21 protein-coding genes are annotated in these 18,936 nt (G+C 34.4%); 5 read left to right on the forward strand and 16 right to left on the reverse strand.

Translation table 11 applies throughout. The annotated features are described in order from the left end of the window. Positions 1–250: 250 nt before the first annotated feature. Positions 251–1,111 (reverse strand): hypothetical protein, encoded by an 861-nt coding sequence (locus OZX63_RS06580; protein ID WP_277142550.1) that lies wholly within the window; start codon positions 1,109–1,111, stop codon positions 251–253. A gap of 544 nt (positions 1,112–1,655) precedes the next feature. On the opposite strand from OZX63_RS06580, the gene OZX63_RS06585 reads away from it, so the two are divergent. Both OZX63_RS06585 and OZX63_RS06590 read left to right on the forward strand, forming a co-directional pair. Further along, a complete protein-coding gene (locus OZX63_RS06585) occupies positions 1,656–2,429 on the forward strand; it encodes a matrixin family metalloprotease (RefSeq protein WP_277142552.1) in 774 nt (257 codons plus the stop codon). Positions 2,430–2,532: 103 nt separating this feature from the next. Then, on the forward strand, positions 2,533–3,219 hold the full coding sequence (locus OZX63_RS06590; protein ID WP_277142555.1) for a matrixin family metalloprotease: 687 nt from the start codon (positions 2,533–2,535) through the stop codon (positions 3,217–3,219). Positions 3,220–3,787: 568 nt separating this feature from the next. Here OZX63_RS06590 and OZX63_RS06595 read toward each other — a convergent pair. The 10 genes from OZX63_RS06595 to OZX63_RS06640 form a co-directional block, all read right to left on the reverse strand. After that, positions 3,788–4,567 (reverse strand): hypothetical protein, encoded by a 780-nt coding sequence (locus OZX63_RS06595; protein WP_277142556.1) that lies wholly within the window; start codon positions 4,565–4,567, stop codon positions 3,788–3,790. Between the two features lie 10 nt (positions 4,568–4,577). After that, complete coding sequence (locus OZX63_RS06600) at positions 4,578–5,108, reverse strand: hypothetical protein (protein ID WP_277142558.1); 531 nt, start codon at positions 5,106–5,108, stop codon at positions 4,578–4,580. Then, on the reverse strand, positions 5,089–5,733 hold the full coding sequence (locus OZX63_RS06605; RefSeq protein WP_277142560.1) for an ATP-binding cassette domain-containing protein: 645 nt from the start codon (positions 5,731–5,733) through the stop codon (positions 5,089–5,091). The genes OZX63_RS06600 and OZX63_RS06605 overlap by 20 nt, the downstream gene beginning before the upstream one ends. 10 nt (positions 5,734–5,743) lie before the next feature. Then, positions 5,744–6,463 (reverse strand): rhodopsin, encoded by a 720-nt coding sequence (locus tag OZX63_RS06610; RefSeq protein WP_277142563.1) that lies wholly within the window; start codon positions 6,461–6,463, stop codon positions 5,744–5,746. Further along, positions 6,463–7,071, reverse strand: a complete 609-nt coding sequence (locus tag OZX63_RS06615; protein WP_277163664.1) for a hypothetical protein — start codon at positions 7,069–7,071, stop codon at positions 6,463–6,465. Before OZX63_RS06615 ends, OZX63_RS06610 begins: the two co-directional genes overlap by 1 nt. Before the next feature lie 267 nt (positions 7,072–7,338). Continuing rightward, positions 7,339–7,833, reverse strand: a complete 495-nt coding sequence (locus OZX63_RS06620) for a hypothetical protein (RefSeq protein WP_277142568.1) — start codon at positions 7,831–7,833, stop codon at positions 7,339–7,341. Next, positions 7,826–8,425, reverse strand: coding sequence for an ABC transporter ATP-binding protein (locus OZX63_RS06625; protein ID WP_277142569.1), 600 nt, complete (start codon positions 8,423–8,425; stop codon positions 7,826–7,828). The genes OZX63_RS06620 and OZX63_RS06625 overlap by 8 nt, the downstream gene beginning before the upstream one ends. Positions 8,426–8,437: 12 nt before the next feature. Continuing rightward, positions 8,438–9,022 carry a hypothetical protein gene (locus OZX63_RS06630; RefSeq protein ID WP_277142571.1) on the reverse strand — a complete coding sequence of 195 codons (585 nt, stop codon included), beginning with the start codon at positions 9,020–9,022 and terminating at the stop codon, positions 8,438–8,440. Positions 9,023–9,024: 2 nt separating this feature from the next. Then, positions 9,025–9,831: a hypothetical protein gene (locus OZX63_RS06635; protein WP_277142573.1), complete on the reverse strand. Its 807-nt coding sequence runs from the start codon at positions 9,829–9,831 to the stop codon at positions 9,025–9,027. 68 nt (positions 9,832–9,899) lie between these two features. After that, complete coding sequence (locus OZX63_RS06640; RefSeq protein WP_277142575.1) at positions 9,900–10,262, reverse strand: choline-binding protein; 363 nt, start codon at positions 10,260–10,262, stop codon at positions 9,900–9,902. 329 nt (positions 10,263–10,591) lie between these two features. Here OZX63_RS06640 and OZX63_RS06645 point away from each other — a divergent pair, with 329 nt between their 5' ends. Beyond that, entirely contained in the window at positions 10,592–11,428 is an 837-nt protein-coding gene (locus OZX63_RS06645) for a helix-turn-helix transcriptional regulator (RefSeq protein WP_277142576.1), read from the forward strand. A gap of 64 nt (positions 11,429–11,492) precedes the next feature. Here the strand turns inward: OZX63_RS06645 and groL are convergent, their stop codons facing one another. Together groL and groES are read right to left on the reverse strand one after the other, a co-directional pair. Further along, a complete protein-coding gene (groL, locus tag OZX63_RS06650; RefSeq protein ID WP_277142578.1) occupies positions 11,493–13,121 on the reverse strand; it encodes a chaperonin GroEL in 1,629 nt (542 codons plus the stop codon). Between the two features lie 17 nt (positions 13,122–13,138). Beyond that, positions 13,139–13,423, reverse strand: a complete 285-nt coding sequence (gene groES / locus OZX63_RS06655) for a co-chaperone GroES (RefSeq protein ID WP_277131648.1) — start codon at positions 13,421–13,423, stop codon at positions 13,139–13,141. A 194-nt stretch (positions 13,424–13,617) separates the two neighbouring features. On the opposite strand from groES, the gene OZX63_RS06660 reads away from it, so the two are divergent. Next, a complete protein-coding gene (locus OZX63_RS06660) occupies positions 13,618–13,905 on the forward strand; it encodes a metalloregulator ArsR/SmtB family transcription factor (protein ID WP_277142581.1) in 288 nt (95 codons plus the stop codon). A gap of 48 nt (positions 13,906–13,953) precedes the next feature. Beyond that, positions 13,954–14,586: a glutathione S-transferase N-terminal domain-containing protein gene (locus OZX63_RS06665; RefSeq protein ID WP_277142583.1), complete on the forward strand. Its 633-nt coding sequence runs from the start codon at positions 13,954–13,956 to the stop codon at positions 14,584–14,586. A 34-nt stretch (positions 14,587–14,620) separates the two neighbouring features. On the opposite strand, the gene OZX63_RS06670 is transcribed toward OZX63_RS06665, so the two are convergent. From OZX63_RS06670 to OZX63_RS06680, 3 genes are all read right to left on the reverse strand, one after another. Beyond that, positions 14,621–15,250: a hypothetical protein gene (locus tag OZX63_RS06670; protein ID WP_277142585.1), complete on the reverse strand. Its 630-nt coding sequence runs from the start codon at positions 15,248–15,250 to the stop codon at positions 14,621–14,623. Between the two features lie 234 nt (positions 15,251–15,484). After that, a complete protein-coding gene (locus OZX63_RS06675; protein ID WP_277145109.1) occupies positions 15,485–17,377 on the reverse strand; it encodes a M13 family metallopeptidase in 1,893 nt (630 codons plus the stop codon). 288 nt (positions 17,378–17,665) lie between these two features. Beyond that, the gene (locus tag OZX63_RS06680; protein ID WP_277142586.1) at positions 17,666–18,850 is read right to left on the reverse strand and encodes an MFS transporter; all 1,185 of its coding nucleotides are present in this window, start codon (positions 18,848–18,850) and stop codon (positions 17,666–17,668) included. Between the last annotated feature and the right edge of the window lie 86 nt (positions 18,851–18,936).

The raw sequence follows: 18,936 nt of genomic DNA on the forward strand, positions 1-18,936 counted from the left end.
GCTTTTGCCATTTATTCCTCTTCTTCTTTGCTATTACCGTTATATTATACGCTATCTCTGGGGGCAAAAGAAAAAAGTCCGCTAGTTAATTGAATTATCTTTAGCATAATAAAGAATTTAAAGAAGGTATAATTACTTTTTATGCCAAACAAAAAAACGATCAACGCGATCGCTTCTCTCAAATTAGATTACTAAACTACTGTTTGACATTAGCATACGATGTCATCTAAGTTTATTTCACCTAAACCATCTAGAAAAATACTTCATTTTGCTGTTTTTCAGAAGCTTTCTCATTAACTGCATCAAGACAACTTCTAAGTTTCTCAACTTTTTCACTTATTAAGGCTTGAGCTGCCTTTATTTTCTTTGCTTCACGAACTTTAAGGATTTCATCTGTTTTAAGTAACTGAGCCAAGTCAAACTGATCGTTACAATCTAATAATTTACAAAATTCTGGATAATGTCTTCTTAGTCGTTTATAAAAGTTTTCAAAATTAGCAGCACCATAGCTCTTTGTTTTGCTCGTCTTAACCATACCAGTACTTAAAATCTGTAATAATGTCTGCTCTTTAAAATGATAAAAAAGACTGATTACATTCTTATCATGTACTGCCACTGCTATATTGAAAAAATCTGTTGAAATAAAGACCCAGGCAATATATTCGCGCAGAATTTCTTTTGCCATTTTAAAATTCTGCCAATCAGCAGAAGACCAGCTATCGTCTTTATTAATGGACTTAATTCTTTGATACAAACTTGCCAAATTAAAGAACAGTTCATATAGCTCCCAAGTTGAAGAAAATTTCAGATTAAGGTCAAGATTATGTTTTAAAGCAATATCAAGATATGACAACAGCTTATTATCTTGAAACGTGCTGTGATCCATTTCATCCGAAATACTATTTAAATTGTGAACTATAACAAAAACCAAAATAATCATGATGATGATTACAGAACAAGTTAACCATAAAAATTGCTGCGCAAATGATTTATTTTTATCAAAATTCACTAATGTAAGTAATAGGACTAGTAATATTGCAATTGTCCAAATTAAATTTCGATTTATTCTTTCTTTGTTTCTTTTAGTGTTCCTAGCTCTTTTACGTGTCATAATTACACCTTACTTTCTTTAAATATTTTACAGTTTGCGACAGATAAAGTCTCGATAAATTTTCCATAGATTATAAAATTCTGTTAACTAATTTAGCCACAACAAAACCCCGAAATTAGTTATTTTAATTTCGGGGGATCATCTCATTAATCCTATTTTTTCTTAAATTTTTTAAATTAATTTTTGCATAAACCTTTTAGCAAATTTATTGATCAAACAGTGAAGCCTTGTAACTACTAGCCGTTAAGCGAAATCATATCGCACATTTTGCTAGTACTTAAAAAGAATATATAAATATATGTAAGCGTATTTTAATAATTATTAAATAACTATAACGCCTAATTTATGAATTGATTTGAGCATTTTTATTGTCTTGACTACTTTATTCCAATATAATTAATACTTGTGAATTAAAGCAGTGCTTATATTACCATAATTTGGATGTTGACATGAAGGTAAACTAAAAAATCGTTTCTCATAAACAGTACACGAAACGATTTTTTTATTTGCTTTGTTAAAAGGATATAAGAAATGAACAAGGAAAATGAAGGTATTAAAACGATTAACAAGCTTAACACCGCTCTTTTTACTATTCACGTGTAATCATACTGCAGTAGCTGCCAAAGCCAAAAAGTATGAATATCACGGCTCAGATCTAATTAAGCAAGACTATTACAGCATCAAGGAAAAGAAAAAATTCAAATACAATTTATATGGTTACTCCTATAAATTATCTGAATTTAAGCCAAACCGAAATAATTTTTCAGGATATAGTTGGCCTGACAAAAATTATATTTCATATGCCGTTAATGGTACTCCAAGACAAAAAGCTCTGACTAATGATTGTGCACGTAGGATCAATAAATTACACGTAGTGAAATTAACACCTAATGATATTAATCCTGATATCAAAGTGCATTTTGTCGATCAATCAAAGATTGACGCTGAATGGCACAATGCAACCAATTATTCTACGTCAGACAATTGTATTTTAGGTTTAACAGTGCCTGGTTATGCATCATTCAAACCAAACCGCTATGCTAGCCAAACTCTAAATCATGTCGACATTTATGTTAACAAGAATGAAAAGCAAATTGCTAAACACTTTAATACAAAAGAAACTTGGCAAACTGATTATGAAAATGAAGCCATCTTAATTCACGAATTTGGACATGCGTTAGGTTTAGACCACAGCAAAACACCCTCAGACTTAATGAGCTCTGATAATGGTGATGATTGCCAAATAAACATCTTAAATCATACGCAAATCATCGATCAAGATTTTTTTGATCGTCTAAAAACACTATACACAAATTAAGGAGTGCGACCTAGTGAAATTATTAAAGAACATCTTATCTGCAGTAACAGTATTTTTATTACTTTTTGAAATTAGTTCCCCTGTTTCCGCTGCGAAAGCTAGAATGTATGAATATAACGGCTCAGATCTAATTAAGCAAGACTATTACAACATTAAGCAAACGAAAAAATTCAAATATAATTTACGCGGAAAACAGGCTTATAACGCAGCAGCTTTTACGCCACAGCGTAATAATCTCTTAGGTTACAGTTGGCCTGATAAAAACAATATCACCTATACTACAGATGGTACTGCACGCCAAGCAGCTCTTACAGATGATTCTGTGCAACGTATTAACAGCATGAATGTTGTTAAATTAACACCTACAACAAATAACCCAGATATTACCGTCCATTATGTTAGTCAAGAAAAGATCAATAGCTTTAATACTGATCCTAATCATGACCCACATATCTCAGCTTTAGGTCTAACTATCTACGGTAATGTCTGGTTGACGGCTAATAAATACGCCCCAGAAACTTTTATTCACGTTAATGTTTATGTTAACAAAGATGAAAACCATTTAAGCAATAGTTTAAACAGTAACCTTAAATGGCGTCTAGATTATCGTAATGAATCAATCATTATTCATGAATTTGGACATGCACTAGGCCTGGATCATACTAGTGGTTATTCAAACTTAATGTCTTCAAGTAACTATCAATTTAGTCAAACCGCAACTAAAAATCATACGCAAATCTTAGACCAAGATTTTTACAATCGCTTGAAAACACTTTATACAGCAAAATAACCGAAGTCTGACCAATCAGTGAATGCCAGAAAGCTAATATTTCCGGACAATATTAGCTACAAGATTGTTACTACAAAACACTATACATTTACGATATTTTCATAAACAATATAATTAATATATAACAAAATTAATCCAATTGCAAGTAACTTTTAAAAAATTATCTACTGCTTATTTGCTATTTACAATTATGCCCTTGCTGTTAAGCCATTTCTGCAAAAAATAATTTATTTAAATAATGTTTTTATTTACAGATGATACGCTTACTTAGCGGCTATACTTACTTTTAGTAAGCCTATAATCTACATCTTCATTATATTACCTTGATGTACAATTACTATCTTTAATAGTAATTGTACATTTTTTGTCTCAACAGTGCAATGCGAGATTTTGCATTTAGCAAATGTAATAGTTGGTATCAATCAAGCTCTATCAAAAATACATTTGAGTATATGCATAGTTGAACACAAAAATCGTTAGTGCTATCGCAAGAGTCTAAAAAAATCAAAAGAGAATATTAACTAAACAGGCCATCCACTCTGATGGTCTTTTTTTACGTCAAAAATTACTATTGAACAAGTCGCTTCTCAGCCAAAAAAAGCATTACTAGGCAATAAACTATCATTAATAATGTCACAATCCCTGTAACTGCTAAACTAACATTAGTAACTGGGCCATTATGCAAAAAGTCTGCTGGTGAATAACTTATGTTATTCGGTAACTTGATAAATGAATTTAACACGAAGATTGCAATTTGCAATATCAGGCTTGAGCATAGGGCTACAAAGCGATTACTAATCCAAATTGACGTAACCATCACAAAAACGGCAAATAATCCGCCCCAAATGCCAGCAAATAAAATCGCTAGTACTGAATGGACAAATGGATGGGTGTAATATAACGAAACAAAAAATGTATTGATGTTAATAATTAGGGCTCTACCATTTAACAAATTGTCTGGCTTAATATTTGGCAGACGCAGCAGCCATAAAGTTAAATTTACAAGTAAAGGCAGTGCAATTACTACAAAGCCAGAGATAAAAGCAGTAAATATATATTTGCCTAACACACTTTGCAAAGTATTAGTCAATTTAAATTTAGCCAGTAAGCCACTGTCTTGATCCTCTTTTAACATTATTCCTGCGGGTAAACTGGCAATTAGCGGTAATAAAATAAAAAAGATAGTCGAAGTAAAACTAAACGGATCAATCCCCAGCCAGCGTGTATATGGCGTATCTTCAACTGGAATTTGTCCCTGTAATAAAAACTGTGCTATGCAGACTAACAACCCAATAGCCAAGGCCAGCAGTAACCAGCGTTTATTCAAACGCGAATATAAAAATTTCATTCTACTTACCTCATTCTAGTAATAACGAATATTTAACGTAATGATCCTGAACCGGGATTAAAAAACTAAAGCGCGTTTTTGCAGAACGTTGATCATAAGTTTCTCTCGGCACTGAAAAGTACAGGGTATATTTCTGCTTTTCCTGAAGATGTTTTTTCAAATAATTATAACCAACTCGTTTGCCATTTTGATTTAGCAGATAATCACACTGATTACTGATCCCATACGGAACATTTAAATACATATTATCCCGAAAATCTGGATCATGATGCTTCTGACCATAATTAGCTGTCCCCGTTTGCTTAAGTGACAAGTTAATTTGAGCACTAACGTCATTTTTAGTCTGCGTCAATTTTGTATGATGAACAACAAATTCAACAGCATGCGCATGCACTAATTCATTCTGCTTGAAAAACCGTTCTTGTATCACTCCTCGCTCTACTGGATGGGCATTAATCTGCTGGTAGCGAAAATATCCGATTAAGCCAACGATAATTATAAATAGAACAGTTAAACTACATTTAATTTTCCTGCTTTTCATTGATAATCGTTCCCTCTTTAATAATCAACTGTTTAGTTGCCACCTGCTCAATAAAATCTCGATCGTGCGAAGCGATAATAAAAGTTGATCCTGTCGAATTATACTTTTTAATAATGTCAATCAGCTTGGCAACACTTTTTTCATCTAAAGCATTCGTTGGCTCATCTAACACAATTAATGGATACTTGCCAAGAAGAGCTTGCGCAATACCTAGCTTTTGCTTCATCCCTAAAGAAAACTTTTTTACCTTTTGTTTGGGAAACTTGTCCAAGTCAAAGTAGCTCAATAATTCAATAATCTGTTCATCTTGGATATTTTTATCTAATTTAGCGAGTAAATCCATGTTTTGATAAGCAGTAAAATTTTCAATTAAACTCGGGTTTTCAATTAAAATCCCCGCCTTAACTGGATATGGCTCTTCAACTTTTACTTGTTGATCATTAACAAATATTTGGCCAGTAGTCCTAATTAAACCTAAGATTGCCTTTAAAACTAAGGTCTTACCTGAGCCATTAATGCCCTCAAGCACAGTAATACTATTCTGTTCAATCTCAGCATTAACATCGTGCAAAAGTAGCCTGCTCTTAACCTCTTTACCAACCTGTTCTAACTTAATGTAACTCATCTAATTCTCCTTAACTCAATCTAGTAAACCGATCACTAACTAAATAAATAACGCTGGCAGCTAAAATTAATAATATTAGTTCAAAAAAGTTTGTAGTATTTACTCGAGCAAGCATTAAACTATTTAGCGGATTATTAAGCCAAGCTGTATATGCTGTAATAATTAAAAGACAAAGTGGAATTACGATGCCAATTACTGAATTAAAACAACTTATTATTGCTTGCAACAATAGTAAAAAGTAACTTCCTAGGCAATTGATTAAAAATAATAGCAATACTGCCTGAATACCAATGTAATTACCTACTCTTAATGTCAGCAATTTAAATAATTGCCCACATACTGATAAGACCAGCACAGTGATGCCGCTATATCCTAGCGCAATAATTGCCAGCAAAATAAAATTTATCTGGACAAATTTACGTGGGGCAAATTGTAATCCTCGTAAATGTAGCGTTCGCGATTGCCATAGTTCCTGTAAGCTATTCAATAAGATAAGCAATGGAATTGAAAAATATGCAAACCACAGTACAGGCAATTGAACTTGATGTTGAAATACTTGGATAAATGAAACTCCTTGAAAGAAAGCAGTAAAAGCAGATTCGCGTGGATTGCCCACAAGTTGAATGCTAATCATTACAATTGCCAAACTAATAAACATTAGCCATGCTAAACAGCGATAACGAATTATTTGCCAAAAGTAGAGCAACTGGTTCCAAAATAAGCTCATCATTAAAAGTCCCTCTTTTCAATAACTGCCATTAGTAGCGCTGCTAAAATACACAAAATGCCAAGCATTATCGGTATCCCAGCAAAAGCAATTTTCACAAAATTGGGCGCAATAAAATCATAAAACAAAGAAACATGGTTAGATATATTAAGACTAAAGGAAGCACCATTAATAATGAACACAATAAAAAACGCGACTATTTTGTTTTTAAAATAAAGATATAAAGTAGTTACCAGTAATCCGAAGACATAGCAACTTAACCACAGGTAAACACTACGGAAAAGTAAAGTTACCAAAATATGACTTAATAAACCAAAAGTATTAGTTAACCCAACAACTAAAAAATTGCCAATCAGCCAAAATAAAATCATTACTAGCCAAATTAGTGTAACCCGATAGATTACCTGCATGAATAATATTTTTCTTGTTTGGCACCGTAAAACATCATTAATGCGCAAATTGGTTGTCGCTAACACTGAAATTAATAATGTCGGTACTAGCGCAATACAAATTGTAAAGCGTGGCAAAACTGCGTTCATCAAGCCATAATCTGAATAACCATTTAGTTGTAAATTAGCATACGTAGATAATGCAATTAACAACGTTATCAAGCCACATAATATGTATTGTTTTAAATACGCTCGATTTAATAAAGTCTGCTGTTTTAAGAAATTAGCATGCATATCTTTTTCTTTCTTGATTTCTATAATGTGTATCAATTCTTTAAAATTTAAGCACGAGAAGAGCAACCTCTCGTTCTTAAATTTTATTATAATCTATTTACAATATAAATTATATATATTATTAGTAGTTACAGCTATATTAAAAAGATTAATTAACATAGAAGGCTTAAGTTTGCCTTATTTAAAATTGCTTTTTTAAACAAGTCGATTAACAAATAATCTTATTCCTAATAAAAGCGTAAAAATTACTATTCCTTGTACACTAAGAGAATGCTGATAATTCGGCCAAAAGGTAATAATCAGCCAAATAAAAGTCATTATCGTCAACATTATTATTGAACCAATTATATTACTGCTATTAAAAGCGATAATATGCACTAACACAAAGATCAATAAATATTGCCAAACATAAGGTACAACATTAACTACGAAATTCCTTAAATTTGGCTGTCGTATCATCACTAAGTCACTAATTGAATCCAAGTTGCTCCGTGGTAACCAGATAGATAAGTAATCAAAAAGTAATGTGTTGGCTGACAACAATGAAAAGATCAATGGTTTATCGACCCAGGCAAAGCTAAGTTGCCAAAGCTTTTTAGAAGATAAATATGCAGTCCAATTCTCACGAGCTAAAAAAATTAATAAGCCTGTCACAACCGCATAAATTAAAAAAGATGATTTTTTATTCATCACTAATTACACCATTTTGTAATTTTAAATATCTATCATATTTAATTTCTGAAATTTGATCATGACTAGCTACAATCACTGTCTTATTTTCGTGTTTTAATTTTGCGAGTAAAGCTACAAATTGACCAATACCATCTTGGTCAATTCCTCTAGTTGGCTCATCAAGTAAAATGATATTTTGTTCTTCCATTACAGCTTGAATAATACCAACCTTCTGTCGCATACCGACAGAATATTTAGTAATAGCTTGTTCGTCATCTGGATCAAGTTCAAAATATTTGAGTAATGCCCGCACTCTTTCTTCATTAAAACGATGATTCAAATTAGCTAAAAAATGCAAATTTGTCATTGCTGATTCATATTCCAAAAATACTGGATTTTCAATCAATGCACCAATTAAATCATCTTTGTCAATTGTGACATTACCTCCATCAGCCTTTAATAAACCTGTTATGATTTTAAAAATTGTCGACTTACCTGAACCATTAATCCCTGAAATATGTACTAATTCACCAGCGTTAGCTGTCATGGTTACATCTTGTAAAACTTGTTTCTGCTTAAAAGATTTTTTAATGTGAGTCAATTGCAACATGATAATTCTCCCTTAATATCCGCCATAAATATGATGTACTGCCCGATATAGCGGATCGTATAAAGGACTATACTTAATCAAAATTTGTTTTTCAAAATAAAAATGATATGCCACTTCTAAAATAAGAACAATGAATAGCAAAAAATATGGATGATCTAAATTATAAGCACCAACTAAGAGCCAAGCTAAAAATAGCAATATGCCAAGATGTAACAATATTATTGCAGTACCTAAGATTGGACTACCATTACGAAATAATGGAAAGCTAGTAAATAAATAAGGCACAATCAAGCCTAAACAAAAGACTAGGCAATACACTGTCACTAATATCAACAGTCTCTTAATCATTTGGTTGGTTTGACCACGAACGCCAACTAATAAACGTACACTGCGAAAACGTAAAATTTGAGTGTACATTAGTACTAAAATCATTGGTTGAACATAAAGCGATAATAAATTGGAGTCAATGTAAGCATTAATTAATTCCATAGTTTGAGATGGATTATTAGTAATCAGGTCCAGACCGCACCCCAAGCCGAGCAAAGCAATTATGACCCCTATTAGATATATGCGTTGATTTATTTTTCTAACTGACATTATTACCCCTCATGCTGCTTTTTTCGACACCAGAGAGTAATTAATAATAGTGCAACTGCCAAGTAAATTACTCCTGCTAATAAAAATGCCACTAATGAATTGATTGGTGGCATTTGACCTATAAAAGTAGTCTGCCCTGGGGCAACCAAAGTATATAAAAACCATGAAAAAGAAAATGTACGCCAAACAATATTATTCATATTACCTAAAATTGGTAACAGAATTAAAATCAACCCTAAAATTGGTCCTACAGCAATATAAAGGGCATTTTTTCGTACCAAAAGACCTACACTAAAAACTAATATAGAAAATATTCCCCAACCAATAGCAGCCAATATAATGAATAAGAGAATTTCAGTTAAATCATTAGTTGTAAAATACCCCGGACGCATTCCTGAAAGCATCTCATAATCGTGAGACTTATATATAAATGGAAAATAGAACCAATTGATTAAAAGCATTTCATACAAATTTGTTAATATTGATATTACAGCTCCACCCAAAAAACTATTAATCATACCTTTTTGCAAAAATTCAAGATAACCAGTTCGTTGATGAACAAAACTACTATTTTTTAAATAAATAAACAAACCTGAACCTAAAAATGTAAACAAAAGCATTCTAACAATTATAATTATAATATTATCGTCGGCACCGCTGTCTTGAATACTAAAGAACAAATTAATAGAAATATTACCTTGTTTGTTTAGCCCTGAATATTTGTTAATGACCGTAAAAATATACAGAGTCAATATAATTAAATATAGTGATAGGATTGTTAATATAATCTTTTTAGATTTCTTTAACATCTTTAACTCCTGACTATTAGATATAGACCAAAAAAGGAGGATTTTTATCCTCCTATAAAAAACTAAGATTACTTGCGATCAGCACTAAAATGAAGTCTAACAGTACTTTGATTAGGTTCTAAAGCTTTCGACCTAACATCCGCATAATAATTTCTACCAACCATTCCTGTATTATTATCACCATAAGTCGTATAGTCTTTATACAATCCTGTATTACCAGACATCGTTTTAGCCTTATTATTAATCAAATGTACAGTGTAACCTAAACTATTAGGAATTGCATCACCATTAAATGAGGCCACTTCAGAATTATTTCTTTTCTCATTTGGATATCCATACGTACTCCATTTTCCATGTGCACTGACAGTTTCTTGACTAACACTCCATTTTCCTGTAGCTGCACCAACCACCGTAGCACCGCTTAGTGCCACAATAGTTCCAGCTGCTAATATTGACTTACCCTAAAAATGATTCTTTAATGATAACATAATTTTATACCTCCTTATATTTTCAATTACAAAGAACTTCTATATAGCCAAAAATATATTGTTTTAAATAATTCATTCATAATATTCACTCGATTTCAATAAAATAATAATATAAATTACAGAACATAATCTTAAAGAGCTCCATATCAAATGTTCTTATAATTATAATAGCGCTTTCCAAAAAGAATTTCTGTGCGTTTTCCGCACAATTAAATTTTACATTGCAAATTTATCTCTCTATAATGTAAAATTTAAGCGAAGAGGTGTTTCAAATGTCAGACTTTGGTCAAACAATTCATCAATTGCGTGTTTCCCGTTCCATCAGTCAAGAAGAGTTAGCTGCTGGAATCTTCAATCGTAGTCGGTTATCAAGAATTGAAAGTGGTAGTGCTTACCCTTCTCAACAAGTTGCCAATCAATTAATTTCTCGTTTGAGTCTCACACCTAAGGAGTTTGAATATATCCAGCATGACTATTCAGCATCCAAGAAAGATCAAATCTTATATCAATTTTTCAATCTTAAAGATAGTACAGAAACCAAAAAGATAAATTTACTTATTAAACAATGCAACAGTATCAGAGATGATAATGATATCAAACGCATCAAAAAGATTTTGCAAGCACAGCTATTATTAGGTAATCCAGATGACTTAGAAAGAGCAAAAAAATTAGTTCAATCTATTTGGTACGATCATTTAGCCAACATCAAAGTACTAACAATCATTGATCTGTATTTATTAAATATGATTGCTTATGCCTTTGATAATAAAACTAGCCAACAAATTATTACTAAAATACTTAATGCGATTAATAAACATTATCCTTTTCTTAAATCATTAAAATGCAGCATCTTAATTAATCAAGCAAGTTTGTCACTAGAACAGCACGATTTTAATGCAGCTAAAGCCTCCTTAATTCAAGCTGCCGAATTGGCTCAAAAGAACAATCAGTATGATAAGTTACTCCTTTGCAAATCTGAATTAGCAATTTGTAATAAGGACAACAAACAAGCAACTTACTATGCCAACCTACTAAACGAAATTGGCGCGTCCGAGTTAGCTCAGCTATTAAAAATACAAATTAAACAATTCTCTTACTTTTTTAATTAATTCTCACCACGCAAAAAAAGCCGCTCACATGAGCGGCTTTTTTGAGGGTTGATTTATTTAATTATTACATCATTCCTGGAGCACCAGCGCCAGCACCTGCGGCTGGATCAGCTGGTTTGTCTTCTGGAATTTCAGCAACTACTGCTTCAGTAGTTAAGAGCAGTGCAGCAATTGAAGCGGCATTTTGTAAAGCAGTGCGAGTAACCTTGGTTGGGTCAATAATACCTGAGTCAACCATGTTCTCCCACTTGCCATTAGCAGCGTTGTAACCAACTTCGTTGTCTTGCTTTTCAAGTTCGTTCAAGATAACAGAACCATCTTCACCAGCGTTTTCAGCGATTTGGCGAACTGGAGCACTTAAAGCACGTAAAACAATGTTGATACCGGTTTGTTCATCAGCAGTTTCACCCTTAAGGTCCTTAACAGCTGATTCAACATCAACTAAAGCAGTACCACCACCAGCAACGTAGCCTTCGTCAACAGCAGCACGAGTTGAGTTCAAAGCGTCTTCAATACGGTAACGACGCTCTTTCAATTCAGTTTCAGTAGCAGCACCAACGTGGATAACTGCAACACCACCAGTTAATTTAGCCAAACGTTCTTGCAGCTTCTTCTTGTCAAAGTCAGAAGTTGTTTCTTCGATTTGCTTTCTGATTGATTCTTCACGTTCCTTGATTGCATCGTCAGAACCAGCACCATCAACAATGGTTGTTGAGTCCTTAGTAATTGTAATCCGACGTGCTTGACCTAATTGGTCAATTGTAGTGTCCTTCAATTCAAGACCTAAGTCTTCAGTAATTACAGTACCACCAGTTAAAGCAGCAATATCTTGTAATTGTTCCTTGCGGCGGTCGCCAAAGCCTGGAGCCTTAACAGCAACAACGTTGAAAGTACCACGAATCTTGTTCAAAACAAGTGTTGGCAAAGCTTCACCAGAAACATCGTCAGCAATGATTAACAATGACTTACCTTGTTGCACGATTTCTTGCAATAATGGCAAAATGTCTTGAATGTTAGAAATCTTCTTGTCGGTAATCAAAATGTATGGGTTGTCGAGGTCAGCTTCCATCTTGTCGTTGTCAGTTACCATGTATTGTGACAGGTAGCCGCGATCAAATTGCATCCCTTCAACAACTGATAATTCAGTTTCAATACCACGAGAATCTTCAATGGTAATTACACCGTCGTTACCAACCTTTTCCATTGCATCGGCAATTAAATCACCAACTTCTTTAGAAGCACTTGAAACAGCGGCAACTTGAGCGATTTGGTCTTTTGAAGAAACAGTGTGGCTGATCTTGTGTAATTCATCAGTTACAGCCTTAGTAGCCTTTTCAATCCCGCGGCGAACACCAACTGGGTTAGCACCAGCAGTTACGTTCTTCATTCCTTCGCGGATGATTGCTTGAGTCAAAACAACAGCAGTAGTAGTACCGTCACCTGCAATATCATTAGTCTTTTGTGCTGCTTCAGCAACTAACTTAGCACCCATGTTTTCATAATGGTCTTTTAATTCGATTGCTTTAGCAATTGTAACACCATCGTTTGTAATTTCTGGGTTGCCATATGATTGTTCCAAAACAACATTCCGACCCTTAGGACCAATAGTTGTCTTAACAGTATCAGCTAACTTGTCAACACCCTTTAATAGGGAACGTCTTGCATTTTCTGAAAATTTAATATCTTTTGCCAATTTAATTCGCTCCTTAATTACTTAACGATTGCTAAAATATCTTTTTCGTGAAGGACTAAGTACTTTTCACCTTCGTATTTAACGTTGGTGCCAGAATACTTATCGTATAAAACAACGTCGCCCTTCTTAACAGTCATTGGAATCTTACTGCCGTTTTCTGCATAAGCACCTTCACCAACAGCAACAATTTCACCTTCAGTTGGCTTTTCTTTAGCATTTGATGCAAGAACGATACCGCCAACAGTCTTTTCTTCTTCTTCTTTAACTTTTACGATCACGCGATCACCAATAGGTTGTAACACGATTGCCTCCTAAAATTAATTTCAAAATTTATTTACTTTAATCAGGTTAGCACTCTTATTAGTCAAGTGCTAACTTACATGTATTATAATAACCTCTTTTACTAAAAAATACAAGAAAAAGTTAGCACTTTTTCATTTAAAGTGCTAATTATCTTTTTATTGCACTAGCAGGTAATTAATAGTAAGCTAGTTCTATGAATATCGAAACAACAAAAACACAAAAGCTTGCTAGCTTATTCAATGCTCTCAGTGAGCCGAACCGAATTAACATCATCAGAATATTACGCGATAGTAATCGGGAATTGTCTTGCAGCGAGGTCAGCGACTTGCTCCAAATCGCACCATCCACCGTTTCCTATCACTTTAAAGCATTACGCAAGGCCGGGTTAACCAAGACCAGACAAGAAGCTCAAACTAAATATCTTTCATTAAATAAGGCAACTTTTGCCAAATATTTACCTGGACTCTTAGACTCATTATGAGTTTTTTTACCGTGTTATTTCGATATTTATAGAAATAAGGAGGACAACATGAAATTATTTTATTCATCAGGTGCAAGTTCCTTAGCACCACATATATTACTTGAAGAAAGCAATCTAACTTATACTGCAGAAAAGGTCAACTTAGACCACAAGACTTGGGCACAAGGCGACTATAATACAATTAATCCGAAGTCTTATGTACCAGCTCTTGAAACAGAATCCGGTTCTATCTTAACCGAATGCGCCGTTATTTTAGAATATATTGCAAGACAGGTTCCCGAAAAAGCTTTAATTGCGGGTTATGCTACTGCTGAATATTGGCAGCAGCGAACTTGGCTCAATTATATCGCCACCGAACTACACAAGAATTTCATTTCACCATTCAGAAAAGGCAATTGGCTGCCCAACACTGCAGAATCTAAAGAATTGGTCTACCAACGCGTTTTGCCACGGCTAAAATATGTTGATCAACAGTTAGCAGACCAAACTTATTTGGTTAATAATCAATTTTGCGTAGCTGATGCTTATCTCTTTGTCATGACCAACTGGCTGCAGCGTTTAGATTACGGCTTCAATGATCTAGCTAATCTAGAAAGATTTGACTCTGCCATACGTTTGCGCTCAGCGGTGCAACGCGTTTTAAAGCAAGAAGGAAAACCGCACTCATTAACAGAGCAATAAATAAGCCAGCTTTAACCCCAGCTGACTTTAACACTTACTTTTTTATGATAGAAGCAATTCCAGCAATAATGTTGTGATATTGCTTTTCATTTTCCACAAATGAATCATTATTAATAATAATATCGGCAATCTCTTTAACTTCTTTAGCACCGTGCTTTATCTTAAATTGATCTTTTTTCTTAGTTCGAGCGACGATTTCTTCAAATGTAAACTCTTTGCCATTATCAATGGTTTGCTTTTTAAATTCACGAGTAGCGCGAACCCTAAGAGGAGCCTCAATATAGATGTTCATCATCTTTGAACCCAATAGTTGTTTTAAATAAACGCCAAGCTCTGCACGATAAAGACTTTCAATTGAAGCATAATGGACATTGGCCTTTTCCATTTCACCTACCAGACGATAAAAAAATTCTCTGAAAATTTCTTGTTGATTATCGGCATAAAGATTTTGGAAGTCTGCTTCTGAAGGATGATCTACAAATTCGTAACCACGCTCACGCATCATATCCTTTTCAATCTGAATAATTTTCATTCGCTTAATCCCGATACTATCAAGATAAAGACCTGCGGCTGACTTACCACATTCACTTAAGCCGCCTAATGAGAACATGCCTTTGACATAATTTTTTCTGGCAATAAATTGTTCCTCGGTAATTTTCATCATTAACCTCTTTTCTAATCAAATAGTTTTCTGTTCGCGCTTTTATAGGCTCTTATTATGCTCAATAAGTTATCGGTCCACATTACAGCGTAAATAATTAAATAACCTTTCTTGCCATTTTACAATTACTTTTTTAATGTTATCGTTAACAAATTATTATTTTAAGCATAGTAAAACCCCGAAATTAATTCAGCTCAATTTCGGGGTTTTATCTTGCTATGACTTATGAAATAGAGATTACCAAATTATTACTCTCTTTTTTGGTGACAGCCACATACCATCAGTCTTCTTAACTTTAAAGACTTTATAGAAGTCCGGTTGACACTGCACCTGAACGTTTGCTCGCAAAGCATTTGGTGAGTGAACATCAGTAGCTAGCATAGCTGCTGTCGCTTGTGGAGTCAACTTTAACCGCCAAATTCTGGCGTAATTTTTAAAGAGTTCACGTAAATTGACGTGATCTTTCTTACCAGCGGCAATCGCTACGGATAATCCACCTTGATCGGCAATGTTTTCCGATACTGTCAGCTTACCGCTAACCTTTTTACCATCGTATTTGATACCATCAAATAATTTGGTTTCTGCCTTGACGCGCTTATTAAATGCGGCGTAATCCTTCTTAGTCCACCAATTATTCAAACTACCATATTCATCAAACTTAGAACCATTGTTGTCAAAGGCATGGGAGATTTCGTGACCAATAACTGCGCCAATACCGCCTAAGTTAGCAGCCTTACTTTGCTTCTTACTATAAAATGGTGCTTGCAAGATACCGGCAGGAATATTGATATCATTTAAGCTAGGATCATAAAAAGCATTAACTTCATCACCAGAAATGCCCCAATCATCACGATCTACTGGCTCATCTAACTCTGAAATATTTTCTTTAATGTCCTGAATCGCCATCGCTTTTCGATTAGCGTACAAACTACCACCTTGGCTCGTTGGGACAACTTTTACATCATCGTAAAAGTCTGTCACATCACTTGGATAACCAACTTTAACCTTCATTGCTTTTAATTTAGCAATCGCCTTTTGTCTAGTTGCCTTGGATAACCACTTATTCTTCTGTAAGCGTTGCTCGTAAATCTTCAGAATTTGCTTAACCATCTTGGTGACGTCTTTTTTAGCAGCAGTACCAAAATAAGTCTGGCCATAATATTGACCAATTAGATCATCGTAATCACTATCAGTAATTGCATATGCCTGTTTTGCAGCTGAAGGCAACTCTTTTTGACCAGATTCTGCTAGCGCAAAGGGTGCACTGGCTTCAACGAATTGCTGTGACAATTCTCCGGCAACATTATTAATGAAGATAACAACTAACCAACCCTTAAGTTCAGCGAAATTTTCTTTATTAAGTAGCCCGTTAACATTATTCAAAAAGTCCGGATCAGTAACAATAATCTGGTCAGGGTCTTTACCAACAGTTCTTTGTAAGAAGCCGGCCATATCAAAGTCGCCAAATTTTGCTTTAAAATCACTAACACTCATTGGATGATAAGTGCTAGTTACTTCGGCAGTGTCTTCAGCTGACTTAGAGTTCTGCGCCATTTTGCTATCGAACTTAATGGCATTTTCGGCATAAGTAGTTGCTTCATCCTCAGACACACCAGCTAGTTCCAATAATTTAATCGATTGCTTCTTAAAAATGTCGAGTAACTGCTTTGAATTAGGATCCTGATAGCTAGTAGTGTCAGGTAAAATTGTGCTGGCGCTGCCAAAGTAAAGGGCATTCTTTCTGGCATTTTTCAAATCAGGCTCTACATTCCAGCCAATTGGCATTGGCATATTTTCATTAAATAGCTTAGCTGCTTTGGTATTAAAATCAGCAAAGTCCTTAATCCCTTCCAGTGCTGCCAAATCCTTTTTAATTGGCTCAGCACCATCGCGATTACGTTGATCCATATCTAGTGCTTGCTTATATAAATCAACAGCTTTGGCAAAATTAGGGATATTCGGCAGCGGTTTTTTACCATTAGCAAAAGCTGCCATATCCTGACTTAATTCGTTATTGACCTTAACTGTAAGATTATCGGCAGCACCAGCACTATAACCATCGACTGGTATTTTAGCATTCTTTAACCATTTAGAATTAATTGCTAAATACAAATTATCCTGTGGCCGCATACCGAGCTTAGGCTTAAGCAGGTTGCCACTGCCCCCACGCTTGTCCTTAATTTGCTTCTTGTGATGCGCCTTAGCTTTACTCTTGCTAGTGGCAGCTAAGACTGGTTGACTAGCATAATTACTAATATTAGTTAAACTTATCGACCCACTCATTAAAATAGCGGTCAGTATTGCTAATACTTTCGATTTCTTATTCATACATTCACCCCATATACAGGTAACCTAATTATTCAAGTTTTATCATAGCAATATTTTACTACTGTCAATATATTTTTTACAATGGTATTTTTATGATAGCGTCAACTTAAGCAACCTTTTTTGAAACATAATGTAAATGGAAATAATCATTGCGCCAATCGCTACTGCAAAAATCAAGTGAGCATTCAGCTTCACCAAAAGCCCACTAATCAGCGACATTATTGGTCCCATAATTCTTGTTAATGTTGTCGAGGCGGACGTGACTATTCCCCGAAATTGCTTCTCAGTCAAAGCCTGCACAATTGTGAAAAAATTTGCCTGCGACCACACACTTCCAATAGAAACCAGAACATAACCACCAGTCACTAGCCAAAACGAACGCAGTAATAACATCACACTAAAACCGGCCAAAATGATTAAACCGCTGACTAGCAATTGCTGGCCGACCGAGATTTTTTGGTTAAATCGCAAATAAATAAAATTGGCGGCTATCCCAGCTACCGAAGCAATTGTGTAAAAGAGACTAATTTCAGTAACTGACCCCTTCAGCGTTTGTTTTAAAATAAACGTTAACATTGGTACCACAACTTGAAAACCCAAATTTGCTGCCAAAAAGCTCGCAATTAACCATTTTAAGCGAACATCATGCCAAATAAATTTCAACCCTGCAACGGTTTTATTAGCAACATTTTTTGTCTTAGCTGGCGCCTTTTCTTCTGGAACATCCTTAATTATGATTGCCAAATAAAAGAAGCTAACACTATCTAGCAAAAAGCCAGTCAAATAGCCAACTAAATTAATTATTAGGGATGCAATCCCTGGACCAAACATGCGCTGAATTGAAGAAATCAATCCAACACTGCCTGATATTTGGGCTAAATCTTGCGGAGATAGATTTTGGGCAATCAGCGTCTGATAACCAACCCAAGATAATAAATCAAAAAAGCCAAAGACAAAAATCACTGCCAAAATACTCCACAAAGGCAATTGCTTATTAATCATGATTGGAACAAGCAGTGCCAGCAGCATTTGCATTACTAACGCAGTCAGCATTACGTCCTTTTTGCGATAAACATCAAAAAGTGAACCAATTACCAAGCCAAACAATGCAGTTGGTAAATATTCCATTGCGCTAAGTAGGCCCATTGTTACGGAGGAATGGTTAATTGTCAGCATTAACAGTGGCACCGCAAATGTGTAAAATTGGTCACCAAGTCCTGATACTGCATAACCTAACAATAGTTTTCGTTTATTATTTAAATTTTTATTTTTCATTTTCCTCGATTATCCATAAAAGCTGTATTATTTTTTTCAAAACAATACAGCTTCTACTTCTGCATCGATTACAGTCATAACCTCGA

This window comes from Lactobacillus sp. ESL0700 (assembly GCF_029392095.1).
Taxonomy (GTDB): Bacteria; Bacillota; Bacilli; order Lactobacillales; family Lactobacillaceae; genus Lactobacillus.